At 51.2% G+C, this 12,682-nt stretch carries 9 protein-coding genes; 4 read left to right on the forward strand and 5 right to left on the reverse strand.

Annotated features, from left to right (window positions below):
- Nucleotides 1–15 precede the first annotated feature (15 nt).
- The gene (locus DS731_RS01610; RefSeq protein WP_119499697.1) at nt 16–1,113 is read right to left on the reverse strand and encodes an acyltransferase family protein; all 1,098 of its coding nucleotides are present in this window, start codon (nt 1,111–1,113) and stop codon (nt 16–18) included.
- A 173-nt stretch (nt 1,114–1,286) separates the two neighbouring features.
- On the opposite strand from DS731_RS01610, the gene DS731_RS01615 reads away from it, so the two are divergent.
- The 3 genes from DS731_RS01615 to DS731_RS01625 all read left to right on the forward strand — a co-directional run bounded on the left by DS731_RS01615 (nt 1,287) and on the right by DS731_RS01625 (nt 7,436).
- On the forward strand, nt 1,287–2,318 hold the full coding sequence (locus DS731_RS01615; protein WP_232373457.1) for a LacI family DNA-binding transcriptional regulator: 1,032 nt from the start codon (nt 1,287–1,289) through the stop codon (nt 2,316–2,318).
- Between the two features lie 189 nt (nt 2,319–2,507).
- Entirely contained in the window at nt 2,508–5,147 is a 2,640-nt protein-coding gene (locus tag DS731_RS01620; RefSeq protein WP_119499698.1) for a TonB-dependent receptor, read from the forward strand.
- A gap of 57 nt (nt 5,148–5,204) precedes the next feature.
- A complete protein-coding gene (locus DS731_RS01625) occupies nt 5,205–7,436 on the forward strand; it encodes an alpha-N-acetylglucosaminidase (protein ID WP_119499699.1) in 2,232 nt (743 codons plus the stop codon).
- 54 nt (nt 7,437–7,490) lie between these two features.
- Here the strand turns inward: DS731_RS01625 and DS731_RS01630 are convergent, their stop codons facing one another.
- From DS731_RS01630 to DS731_RS01640, 3 genes are all read right to left on the reverse strand, one after another.
- Nucleotides 7,491–8,942, reverse strand: coding sequence for a M20 family peptidase (locus DS731_RS01630; protein ID WP_119499700.1), 1,452 nt, complete (start codon nt 8,940–8,942; stop codon nt 7,491–7,493).
- Between the two features lie 27 nt (nt 8,943–8,969).
- Nucleotides 8,970–9,485 (reverse strand): NUDIX hydrolase, encoded by a 516-nt coding sequence (locus DS731_RS01635; RefSeq protein WP_119499701.1) that lies wholly within the window; start codon nt 9,483–9,485, stop codon nt 8,970–8,972.
- Nucleotides 9,486–9,558: 73 nt separating this feature from the next.
- Entirely contained in the window at nt 9,559–10,923 is a 1,365-nt protein-coding gene (locus DS731_RS01640; RefSeq protein WP_119499702.1) for a GntP family permease, read from the reverse strand.
- Between the two features lie 178 nt (nt 10,924–11,101).
- Here DS731_RS01640 and DS731_RS01645 point away from each other — a divergent pair, with 178 nt between their 5' ends.
- Nucleotides 11,102–11,647: a gluconokinase gene (locus DS731_RS01645; RefSeq protein WP_119499703.1), complete on the forward strand. Its 546-nt coding sequence runs from the start codon at nt 11,102–11,104 to the stop codon at nt 11,645–11,647.
- A gap of 27 nt (nt 11,648–11,674) precedes the next feature.
- Here DS731_RS01645 and DS731_RS01650 read toward each other — a convergent pair whose 3' ends face one another.
- Nucleotides 11,675–12,670 carry a substrate-binding domain-containing protein gene (locus DS731_RS01650; protein ID WP_119499704.1) on the reverse strand — a complete coding sequence of 332 codons (996 nt, stop codon included), beginning with the start codon at nt 12,668–12,670 and terminating at the stop codon, nt 11,675–11,677.
- Nucleotides 12,671–12,682 lie beyond the last annotated feature (12 nt).

Genomic DNA, 12,682 nt, shown 5'->3' on the forward strand with positions numbered 1-12,682 from the left:
AAAAAAGGTGAAAGATCAGATTTTGATAAAAATCTGTTTGCGGTAGAGCCAGTACACGGGAATAAAACAAATACCCACAAACATCACTACCCAGGTAGTGGCACTGGCAAATTCGCTGAAGCCTGCCTGCAAAGACCACTCAACCCATGCCGCGTGGACAGATGTGCCGGCTATTTCCCAGTCCAGACACTTCTCGATAATGACGTGCAGCACATAGGCGGTGATCGCATTGGCGCCAAAGATGACCGGAATGGCCGTGCCGGCACGATGACCTTTAATGTCGGTGTACCACACCATTACCGCCAGAATCATTGCGCCGATCCCGCCGGTGGCTAGCACGAAGGAACTGGACCAGATTTGCTTGATGAACGGAAAGCCCAGGCTCCATACACAACCGGCACAAAAGGTGAGAAAGCCGAATAGGAAAAGATGCATCACGGCGTCTCTTAACTCACCTTTGGCGGCGATGATTATGCGGCCCATGAGAATACCCATGATGCCGGTAACCACAGAAGGGAAGGTGCTGAGTAAACCTTCAGGATCCCATTCACCACGCCACAACATGCCGGGCATGAATCTGTCGAACCAGTTAATAATATTCTCGCCCCGTTCAAGATGACCGGCGGGTAAACCCGGAGCCGGCACAAACAGCACAAACAGCCAGTACAGCACCAGCAGGGCAATGCCGGTTTTAATAATCGTACGTACAGAGCAGTAAACCGCCAGATAGCAGCACACCAGATAGACAACTGCGATACGTTGCAACACGCCAAGAATACGAACCTGCTCGAAGTGGGTGTAGAACAGGTTCACCACTAATCCCAGGGCGAACATGATGCAGGTGCGTTTCCACACTTTTTGCAGCACAGGTTTCAGATTGGGGGAATCAGCATGAATATTCTTAAAGCCTAAGCTGATTGCCACACCCACAATGAGGATGAAAAAGGGAAATATCAGGTCGGCAAAGTGAATGCCGTCCCAGTATGCATGGGACAACTCACCATAGGTATTCGGACTGTTTGCCACAATCATGGCCATGATAGTCAGGCCGCGGAATACGTCCAGCGACAATAAACGGTTTTTCTTTTCGGTGTTATCAGCCGTGTTTGTCATGATCAACTGCTTCTTTAGTAATCAGGGTTTTTACGTTAACCTTGCTTTGTCAACGTTGTCAAATGTTATTTTGGTGGAATAAAATACGATAAGACAGGGGAATGGCAGGACAGGAATGTTGCGGGCCGTCTCCATAGCCTTTATGCTCCTGAAAGACAGGAATTTTTTTGATCATGGCAGTCACTATGAAGAAGCCGACAATTAAGGATGTGGCCAAGTTAGCGGGGGTTTCCTTTAAAACCGTTTCCCGTGTGGTCAACAACGAAGCCAGCGTCAGCGATGAAGTACGCACCAAAGTGCAGGAATGTATTCAGAAATTGAATTATCAGCCTAATCACACTGCACGTACCATGCGCAAAGCGCCTTTCTCACTGGCGTTCGTGTACGACAACCCGAACAGTCACTATGTGATTGAAATGCAGAACGGCATCATTTCAGAGTGCCGCAAGCGCGGGTTCGAACTGGTTATTCATCCCACCGACTCCCGTTCCGAAGAAGTGGGTAAAGAGCTGGCGGCCATGATTGGTTCAAATCAGATAGGCGGGGTGATTCTTACGCCCCCGTTATCCGAAAACCGTGAACTGGTTACTTTTCTGCTGAACCGTGATGCCAAGGTTGTACGCATCCTGTCCGGTTCTGAAGCGCCGGATACACTTGCCCCGGTGGTCCATGTGGACGATGTGGAGGCCAGCCGTAAAATGACAGACTACCTGCTTGATCTCGGACACAAGCGTATTGCGTTTCTGGGCTATCATGCCTCTCATGAATCCAGCCTCGGCCGCCTGCGTGGTTTTCGTGAAGCCCACGAAGCACGGGGTCTGGCAGTGGATAAGAACCTCATCGTAGACGGCGAATTTACCTTTGATTCGGGTATGGCGATGACGAAACAGGTTCTCAGTAATGACAATAAACCCACCGCTATTTTTGCATGTAACGACGAAATCGCAGCCGGTGCAGTGTTCATGGTGCGCCTGAATCAGCTGCGTGTTCCGGAAGATGTTTCCGTGGCCGGATTCGAGAATAGTCCGTTTTCAATTCAAACCTGGCCACACCTCACTACCATCAATCAGCCAAATTTTGATATCGCCGCTTCCGCCGCCGAAATGGTGATCAAGATGATGCAGGCGAAAGATGTTCACACCGTGGAATCTAAAGGCTTCAGCCTCGAACTGGTGGTCAGAGATTCCGCTGCGCCGCTGAATTAATTTTCTGATATTCCGGAACAACCGTGTCATAAATTTTTCATTTTGATGTTTGACAACGTTGACACGCGGTGATAGCGTCAAAAACAGGATGATGAAAAAATCACCGTAAAACAAAAATAAAAGAAAACATATTCAGCGACGTTGCCTGAAGCTGAAACGATAAAAGTGTTGAACTGATGGGAAACGCAAATGAACTATGCACTTCCGAAGAAAACCCTCATTGCCAGCGCGCTGCTCTGTGCTCTGAACCCTGTTGCTTTTGCGCAGGAAACTGCAACGCCTGATGAAGACCAGATTGAACGCATCGACGTGACCTACCGCTCCAGCCTTGTGCAGGCAGCGGCTATCAAGCGTGATGAAACCAAAGTTGCCGATATCATCACCTCAGAAGATATCGGTAAATTCCCCACCGAGAACATTGCTGAAGCTATTCAGCGTATTCCCGGTGTACAGATTTCCAACATTAACGGTCGCGGCTCCACGATCAGTGTTCGTGGTTTAGGTGCGCAATATGCCCGGACGACCGTTAATGGTCAGACAATGGCAAACGCCGATTTCACCGGCGGTTTCCGTTACGACATTATTCAGTCAGAACTGGCTTCAGCCATCTCGGTGATTAAATCTCCCAGCGCTGACATGGACACCGGTGGTTTATCCGGCACAATTAACATCGATACTACCAAGCCACTGTCTTACGGTGAGCGTAAAATTGTGGCATCGGTAAAAGGTCAGTATTCAGAATTTTCACCTACTGACGATGTTACGCCGAAAGGAAACATTACCTATATCGATCAGTTTGCTGACGATACCGTGGGCATTTTCCTGAACGCCGGTTATCAGGAACTGGATGACCGCGTAGATAACTTCTGGATGGGCCGCTGGTTCCAGGACGACGAAGGCAATGATTATCCACGCCGTCCCCGTTACCGTCGTATCGACCGTGAAACCAAGCGTTATCTGATGAACGGTGCCGTGCAGTGGCGTCCGACTGACAGCTTTGAAACCACGTTTACCGCCATTTATGCCGACGACGATACTTATCAGGATTTGAACCAGCAGGTATTCCTGTTCGACCGTGATGACATCACCCTGCTTGGCGATCCGGTAGGCGGCGTATACACCAATGTGAGAATTGATGACTTCACGCTGGAAAATAACCGTCAGATTGAAGAAAAAGGCGCGACCAGTAAAGCCTTTACCTTGCAGTCTAAATACGAAACGGAAAACTGGATAATTTCAGGCGTGGCGCACTATACAGCCGGTGATGCTACAGAAAGCGAAGAAGCCGCTATTCTGGCAACCACCGTGTCTGCCACCATGGATATTTCCGACAGCAGCAACGTTATTTTCGATGTGGATGAAGATCTCACCGACCCGGCGCTGTATCCCTACGACATGCCCCGTAACGAATACCCGAACGGTGCAACCCGGATTGTGGATACCTCCGAAAAGGCCCTGCAATTTGATGCTGAACGCATTCTCGACGGCGACATTTTCACGTCTTTCGCATTCGGCGTGAAGTACCGTCAGGAAGAGTTTAACCGCGAAGTATACCGTACAGACCGTTTCGCCATTGGTGATGCAGACCCTGCAGACTTACCGCTGATGTCTGAATATAACTTCATGGTGACGGACTTCCTCGATAATCAGATGTCTATTCAGCATGCCTGGATTGCACCGGATATTCAGGCTTACCGCGATGCGCTGGTAGCTGAGGGTGTAACCATTCCTACCTTCTTTGCGGCCCAGTCGTCTTACGGTATCGAACGTGACATTTTGTCGTTCTATTCCGAGCTTGAGTTCGACACCATGTTAGGTGATTTCCCGTTCCGCGGTAATTTCGGCGGACGTTACGAAACCACAGACCGGACTATCAATACTTACCTCACCGGTGAGCAGAATCCGGATAACGAAGAAATTCGCATGGTGGTGGGTGAATACGATATCGATTATGACTACACCAACTTCCTGCCCAGCATGAACCTGGTGTTAGAGCTCACCGATGAAGTACAGGCCCGTTTTGCGGCAGCAAAAGTGCTGGTGCGTCCTATTCTGACGTCCAATACACAAATTGCCGCTTCAGAAACCTCAGCGTCTAACTCCTTCGGTACCACTACTTACACCATCGATCTGGGTCAGCCGGAAATGAAGGCAATGACCGCAGACCAGGCAGATTTAGGTCTGGAATGGTACTACGGTGAAGGTGACAGCCTGGCGTTAACCCTGTTCTGGAAAGAAATTAAGAACGGCTCTGTCACCGAGTTTGTTTGTCCGGACAGTTATGACGGCGTGGCACTGAGCGGCACGGCAGCAGACTGTACCGACAATGAAGGTAATATTTATGAGATTACCAGCACCTACAACGATGACTCAGGTACCACCATCAAAGGTTATGAGCTTGGTTGGAACCAGGGACTGGACGAATGGCTGCCCATCAAAGGTTTTGGTTTCTCGGCAAACTACACCTTTATTGATGCGGAAGACGGTGAAGATTTTGTACTGACCAATTCTTCTGAAGAAACCTGGAACTTCATCGGCTACTGGGAAAATGAAGTGTTCAGCGCGCGGGTCGCACTGAACCACCGCAGCCCGTATATTCAGGACAGCAACGATGCGTTCTTTGCCCGAGAAGGTCGTGTGGTAGATGGCCGCGATCAAATAGACGTGGTACTGAGCTACAACGTGACTGAAGAACTGAACCTGCGTTTCGGCGCGCTGAATATTAACGGTAACGATGAAGAAGCCTACTACACCGATGAGAAGCCGGTCTGGCAGACCACCAGTGTACTGGGTACAAGCTACTACCTGAGTGCAATGTACTCGTTTTAAAAACGCGGTGTGCGCTGCCTGTTAACGCAGCGCACGTTTTTTTACAGGATAAAATCAATGCGTAAACCTATGTCTATGCCGGTCAGTGCGCTGTGTCTGGCAGTGGCGTTTGCCTTAAGTGGTTGCGGTACACCGGCAGAGCAACCCCGCGCCAGTGAAAGTGAAACCGTAGCCGTGCAAACGCCTGTGCAGGCTGTTCTCAGCCGGGTCACCGGTGGTCAGGCAGGGCACATTTCCACCCGTAAAGTTACCGATAACGAACCTGAGTGGTACGAAGTGAATGTAACAAACGGACAGGCGGAAATCAGTGGCAACAGCGATGCTGCCATGGCATACGGTGCATATCAGTATCTGCGGGAGCAGGGCGCGTTGTCGGTAAGCTGGGAAGGCAACCGCGTGGCCATGCCCGACCATTTTGCTGACTACGACGGGGCGAAAATCGCTACACCGTTTGATCAGCGCGCGTATCTGAATGTGTGTGCTTACGGCTATACCACCCCCTGGTGGGACTGGGCGCGCTGGGAGCAGGAAATAGATTGGATGGCCCTGCACGGTGTGAATAACCCCGTGGCAATGGAAGGTCAGGAGTTTGTATGGCAAACCCTGTGGAAAGAGTTCGGTGTAACAGACAGCGAACTGGATACGTACTTTTCAGGACCTGCGTTTACGCCCTGGCAGCGCATGGGTAACATTGAAGGCCATGAAGGCCCGTTACTGCAAAGCTGGATTGATAAGAAACACAAACTGCAGAAACAAATTCTGGCACGTATGGACGAGCTGGGCATGAAGCCTGTTGTTCCGGCGTTCAGCGGATATGTACCCAAAGCGTTCACCGAACGTTTCCCTGATGCAAAAATTTACGAAATGCCGAAATGGACAGGGTTCGAACACGAAACCTACTGGCTGGACCCGGCAGATCCCTTATTCGATAAAGTGGCAAAACGCTTTATTGAAATCTACACCGCCACCTACGGCGAACATGAATACTATTTATCTGATGCGTTTAATGAAATGCTGCCGCCGGTGTCAGAAGATAACCGTTATGCCGACCTCGCTTCCTACGGAAAGCGCATTTATCAGTCTATTCAACAGGCTGCGCCGGATGCTACCTGGGTGATGCAGGGCTGGATGTTCGGTGCCGATGAAGAGTTCTGGGATCTGGAATCCATTGAAGCCTTTTTGAAAGATGTACCGGACAGCAAAGCCATGATCCACGATATCGGCAACGACCGTTATCATGTGTGGCAGCGAACAGAAGGCTTTAAAGGCAAGCCGTGGATCTTCGGATTCATTCATAACTACGGCGGATCAGACCCCGTTTACGCTGACTTTGCAGATTACACAGAGCAGCTTGATGTGGTAACCCATTCAGAAAATAAAGGCGCGTTAACCGGCTTTGGTGTGTTCCCTGAAGGTATTCACAATAACTCTGTGGCCTATGAGTTCCTGTTCGATTTACCCTGGCAGGCAAAACCGGACATGCAAAGCTGGATAGCCACCTACGCCAATGCACGCTACGGCAAATCGTCTCCGGCGCTGCTGAATGCCTGGGATAAGCTTATCGACGGCGTGTACTCAGTACGCTACTGGACCACGCGCTGGTGGGAAGGGTCAGCAGGTGCTTACTTACTGTTCAAGCGCCCGACTACAGATATCACTGAATTCGAAGGTAGCCCGGGCGATCTCGCCAGCCTCGACGCAGCCATTATGGAACTGCTGTCTCTGGCTGACGAATACGCAGATTCCCCGCTGTTTATCTACGACCTGGTGGACGTGACAAAACAGTCTGTGTCACTCCATGTGGATTTAATGTTGCAGGAAGCCGTAGCGGCTTATCAGGCGAAAGACATTGAAAAAGGCGATGCGCTGACGGCACAAATCACCAAACTGGTGACACAACTGGACGCGCTGATGGGATGGCACCAGGAGTCTCTGCATACGTGGTTGTCAGATGCAGCGGCTTACGGTGACAATAAAGCAGAATCTGACTTTTATGTGAAGAACGCCCGCCAGCAAATTACCGTGTGGGGCGGTCCTAAACTGAAAGACTATGCGTCTAAAGCCTGGCAGGGCATGTACAAAGATTTCTACCTGCCGCGCTGGTCGCAGTACTTGTCAGCACTTCGTGCTTCAGTGGTGTCTGAGTCATCTTTTGATGATGAGGCACAGCAGCAGGCACTCATTGAATGGGAGAATGCGTGGACAGAGCAAACCACCATTCCCGCGCCGGTCAAACCGGACAACCCTGTGTTGCTCGTTAACGGGTTAATGATGGAAGTTTCCCGTTAACAGCCTGCCCGCCTGTGGTTGGGCAGGCGGGCTTTTTCTTTCCGTATTCTTATCTTATTGCTGCGCCATTAATGCCGTATAAAACTGCACGGCTTTTACCAGGTTCGCTGCCGATATCTTTTCATTGGTACCGTGAATACTGCCAAGATCTTCTGAACGTAACACCATAGGCGCAAAGCGGTAACTGTCGGTTATTTCGCTGTAAAAGCGGCTGTCTGTAGCGGCAATGGTCAGTCCCGGCGTAATAATGGCATCCGGATAAACGGCCCGTGTGGTTTGTACCATCTGTAAAAAACCTTCGTTACTGCTGGATGCTACCGGCGAAGGTTCGGTGAATTCTCCCGCTTCCACTGTTACCCGGTCATCGTTTATGGCTTCACGCACCCATTCAGTCACTGATTCCACCGAATCCCGCGGGTGCAGCCTGAAATTAATCGTGGCCGTTGCGGTGGCGGGTAATACGTTAGATTTCACACTGCCTGACAGCATGGTGGGAGCCGTGGTGGTGCGCAGCATGGCATTACCGCTGGTGCTGCTGCCTACAGCAGAATTCAACAGGGGTTTAAAGAGCCACATATTGGCAAATAACAACCGCTTGGTGAAATCCATGTGCCGGGCGATGTCGCTGTACATCTTTTCGCTTATGCCTTCCAGCCCGCCGGGTAACGGCGCGTCGTGAAGCTTCATCAGCGCAGCGGCCAGAATGGTTACCGCAGTATCCTGTGGTGGCATGGAGCTGTGCCCGCCTTCACCTTCTGCGGTGAGTGTCAGCGTTAAATACCCTTTTTCCGATAAGTTAATGCTGGCAATGCCTTTATCGATACCCGGCACAATGCCGTCCAGCACGTAAGAGCCTTCATCCAGCGACCAGGCAGGCGTGATCATTTTATCTTTAAACCATTGCGTGACTGCGATGGCGCCGTCTGTGCTGCCAATCTCTTCGTCATGGGTAAGGGCAATATAAATATCCCGCTGTGTGGCGATGTTCTCTTCCAGCAAGTGTGTGGCAGCAGCCATCAGTGTGATGACAGAATTTTTGTCATCCAGTGCGCCACGACCCCACACTTCACCGTTTTTAATGACGCCGCCGAACGGTGGATACGTCCAGGTACGCTCTGTACCTGGGTTAACAGGTACCACATCGTAATGGGCTGAAAACAGCACCGGCTTTAACGCAGCATCCTGACCTTTCAGGCGGAACAGTAAGGTGTGAGTATTCAGGCGCACCAGTTCTGCTTTTTCGAATACCAGCGGATAGGTGGCGGCCAGCCATTCCTGAAACGCGGTGAAGCTGGCGTAGTTGTCAGGATTGCCGTTTTCATACGAAACGGTTTTAAAGGTCAGTGCCTCAGCCAGCTGTTTAGCCAGCAATTCATCGTCAGGCTGAATCAACGTGATGTCTGCAGACGGGGCAGGCTCCTGTGGCGTGAAACGCATGGCGTTAAAAATCAGTACGCCAATCAACAGAACAATCACGACACCCAGTGACAGGAAAAAACGCTTCATACTCTTATCCTTAAATGAGCAGGCAGTTTAACTGACAGAATCAATGTATACCTTCACCGCGCGGCGCATAGAAGGGAAAGCAATATTATCCGGATTAATATCATCCGGTTTCAGCCATTTTACACCGGCAATTTCGCTTGCCTGAAGCGAAAATTCCGGGCGCTTTTTCAGCGTGGCAATAAAAAAGCCATCGCAGGTGTGATAACGCACACCGGCATAATCGTAGGTATTGGGTGCAGACAGCAAATATTGCCAGTCAGCAACATGAATACCCAGTTCCTCGCGGGTTTCCCGCATCAGTGCCTGTTCCAGCGACTCGTGAAAATCTACAAATCCGCCCGGCAGACCCAGCTTACCTTTACCCGGGGCTTTCGCCCGCACGGTAAACAGCAGGTGGCCGTCACACACCAGAATACCCGCTACCGCCGTGGCAGCATTCAGGAAGTAAGTAAAGTTACATTCTTCACAAAAATAGCGGTTTTCAGATAACGAAAAAGCATCGCTTTTGCAGTTCGGGCAAAAGCGCAACGGGTCTGTATTCATGCAGAAAATACATCAGTTTGATGACAGAAATTAGCGGTTAGCATGCCAGAAAATGTGCTGGCGGGGCAACTTTCTAAAACACCACACTGATTAACGCGGCCAGCAGGAATGCAATGCTGCCGAGCAGGGTTTCCATTACCGTCCAGGTTTTCAGGGTGGTCTTTTCATCCATATCCAGCAGACGGGATACCAGCCAGAAGCCGGAATCATTGAAGTGCGACAGCACCGTTGCGCCGCCGGCAATGGCAATCACAATACAGCAGATGTCTACCGCTGAAAGGCCGGTTGTGGCCGATACGATGGGCGCCATCAGAGCCGCTGTGGTGGTCAGTGCAACTGTGGCAGAACCTTGAGCGACCCGTAAACAGGTAGAAATCACAAACGCCGCCACAATCACCGGTAAACCTGTGTCCTGTAATAAGCCTGCCAGCGCTTCACCAATCCCGCTGCTGCGCAGTACACCACCGAACATGCCTCCGGCACCGGTAACCAGAATCACACCGCAGATGGGCGCCAGCGATTCTCCGCAAAGCGCTTCGGTTTTCTCACGACCAAGATCCCGGGTAAACAGAAATAAACACAGGATCAGTGTGATCAACAGCGCGACCGGGGTTTTACCCAGCATACGCAGAATATCAATCCATAAAGCATCGCCGCTTATCACGCCGGATACCTGCAACGTGTTCAAACCGGTATCCATAAATATCAGCAGCACCGGTGTTAGCAGAACAGCCAGCACCGTACTGAATGCCGGTGGGGTGGTTAACGTGGAAGAATCAGTGTTCTTATACAGCGGCGGCAGGGAGAGTACGGTTTTCTTGCCCGCATACAGGGCAAAGCAATACGCGCCCAGATACCAGGTGGGAATGGCAATCAGCAAACCAATAAGCAACAGAAGACCAATATCCGCCCCCAGTAAATCAGCGGCTGCTACCGGGCCGGGATGAGGTGGCACAAAGGCATGCATTACCGCAAACGCACCGGCTGCGGGAAACGCGTATTTGATTGTCGAGCCACCGAACTTAGCCGCCACACTCATCAGTATGGGGAACATCACAATCAGTCCGGCATCAAAAAAGATAGGAAAGCCGAAAAGTAATGACGCAACACCCAGCGCAAACGGCGCTTTTTGCTCACCGAAGCGGTTAATCAGACCATCGGCCAGCACTCTGGCACCACCGGTGACTTCCAGTAATTTGCCAATCATACAGCCCAGCCCTACCAGCAAGGCCACAGAGGCCAGCGTGCCACCAAACCCTTTCATCATCACCGGCACAATGTCATCAGCCGGAATACCGGCTACGGCAGCCGACAATACGCTGACAAGGATCAATGCCACAAATGCATGCACCCGCATTTTTATAATGAGCAGTACCAGCAGCACCACCGCGCCAAGGCCGGTAAGCAACAGGTGAGTAGGGTCGGTTCCAACATCCATAGCACGTTCTCTTATTCACAGCGTTTTACAGGTTCAGAAGCGTTTACTGAAAGCCGGCAGAAAAAATTACGCTTTAAAGCCATTCACAATCAGTAACGTTACCGGTAACATGGTACATGTTACGCTAAAAAGGTAAACAATTATTTAACACCAAAACCGTGGAGCAGGCTGCAACATTATGAGTAAAAGCGAGAGCAAACAACCGCCGGCAGGCTTCTCTGTGGTGGTCATGGGCGTAAGTGGTTCAGGTAAAACCACCGTGGCTGAGATGCTGGCGGCAGATATGCAGGCCACCTTCATCGACGGCGACGATTTACACCCCAGAGCCAACGTAAAAAAAATGGGAGAGGGCTCCCCGCTTAACGATGAAGACCGTGCGCCCTGGCTCGAACGCATCAATGATGCGGTATATAACCTGGAGCAGCGCAGCCGCAAGGGCGTGATTGTGTGCTCGGCACTGAAAAAGCGCTACCGCGACGCAATTCGCAAAGATAACAAAAACCTGGTGTTCGTGTTTCTCGACGGGCCTAAGCATGTGATTTTAGAGCGGATGGCTGCCAGAAAAGGGCATTTCATGAAGCCGGATATGCTCGACAGTCAGTTCGATGCGCTGGAACGGCCGGACATCAGCGAACAGGATGTATTAACAGTCACCATCGACAGCACGCCGCAGGAAATTGTCAGCCGGGTAACAGAGCGTTTAAAAGCGCGAAACTGCATCTAATCAGATTGTTGGTTGGCGCTTACTAACTTACAGTGTTTCCCCTGCCGTCAGGCTGTGAGGCAAGGTGATCAGCTTCTCTGCTACCGCCTCTCCCTGCAACGACGCCAGCAACAGGCGGGCTGCCTGCTCTCCCATCTCTTCCCGTGGAGTAAGTACGCTGGTTAATACCGGCGTGGTTGCGCCGCCGATATCCAGCCCGTTGTATCCCACTACTGCCATGTCTGCAGGGATCTGTTTGCCTGTTTGCCGGCAATGCAGCATCGCGCCAATGGCAATATCATCGTTCGTACAGAACACGCCGTTCGTTTGCGGATGTAACGACAACGCCTGCGCCATCAATTGTGCGCCACGGGTGAAACTGGAATGCTCCGCAGTGGACACCGTTACCGGCTGTAAGCCCATTTCTTTCATGGCCCGTTCGTAACCCTGTTGCCGCAGCAGGGTACGGCTGTCTAACCTGGCGGCAAGATAAACCGTATTCTGTTTGCCTGAATCCAGCATCCGCTTGACCACCTCATAAGCGGCCTGCTCGTGGTTCATGCCCACTGCCATATCCAACGGCTCGCCGGGCACTTCCATGGTTTCCACCACCGGAATCGCAGCCTTTTTCAGCATCTGCCTTGTGCGCGGTGTGTGTTGGGTTTCAGTGAGTACCAGGCCGTCAATCTGATACGACAGCATCATATCAATCTTGTCTTCTTCGGTTTGCGGGTTATAACCCGTGTGAGCAATCAGGGTGTCGTAGCCGTTGGCGGCGGTGACGTTCTCAACGCCCTGCACCAAATCAGCAAATACCTGGTTCGATAACGAAGGAATAATAATGCCGATGGTCTTACTGGAGGATTTCGACAAAATGGCCGGTACACGGTTTTTAATGTACCCCAGCGACGTTAAAGCTTCTGCAATTTTGGCCTGCGTAGCCGGTGCCACAGAATCAGGGGCCCGCAGATAGCGGCTTACCGTCATTTTAGTCACACCAACAATGTCGGCAATATCCTGAAGTGTGGGGCGTTTGGCAGGCATAACGTCTCTCTT

This window comes from Alteromonas sp. RKMC-009, from assembly GCF_003584565.2.
Classification (GTDB): domain Bacteria; phylum Pseudomonadota; class Gammaproteobacteria; order Enterobacterales; family Alteromonadaceae; genus Alteromonas.

What these genes read in the sequence shown, in the direction of transcription:
- DS731_RS01610 (WP_119499697.1), bottom strand. Translation starts at nt 1,113, where the DNA reads ATGACAAACACGGCTGATAACACCGAAAAGAAAAACCGTTTATTGTCG.
- DS731_RS01615 (WP_232373457.1), top strand. Translation starts at nt 1,287, where the DNA reads ATGGCAGTCACTATGAAGAAGCCGACAATTAAGGATGTGGCCAAGTTA.
- DS731_RS01620 (WP_119499698.1), top strand. Translation starts at nt 2,508, where the DNA reads ATGAACTATGCACTTCCGAAGAAAACCCTCATTGCCAGCGCGCTGCTC.
- DS731_RS01625 (WP_119499699.1), top strand. Translation starts at nt 5,205, where the DNA reads ATGCGTAAACCTATGTCTATGCCGGTCAGTGCGCTGTGTCTGGCAGTG.
- DS731_RS01630 (WP_119499700.1), bottom strand. Translation starts at nt 8,942, where the DNA reads ATGAAGCGTTTTTTCCTGTCACTGGGTGTCGTGATTGTTCTGTTGATT.
- DS731_RS01635 (WP_119499701.1), bottom strand. Translation starts at nt 9,485, where the DNA reads ATGAATACAGACCCGTTGCGCTTTTGCCCGAACTGCAAAAGCGATGCT.
- DS731_RS01640 (WP_119499702.1), bottom strand. Translation starts at nt 10,923, where the DNA reads ATGGATGTTGGAACCGACCCTACTCACCTGTTGCTTACCGGCCTTGGC.
- DS731_RS01645 (WP_119499703.1), top strand. Translation starts at nt 11,102, where the DNA reads ATGAGTAAAAGCGAGAGCAAACAACCGCCGGCAGGCTTCTCTGTGGTG.
- DS731_RS01650 (WP_119499704.1), bottom strand. Translation starts at nt 12,670, where the DNA reads ATGCCTGCCAAACGCCCCACACTTCAGGATATTGCCGACATTGTTGGT.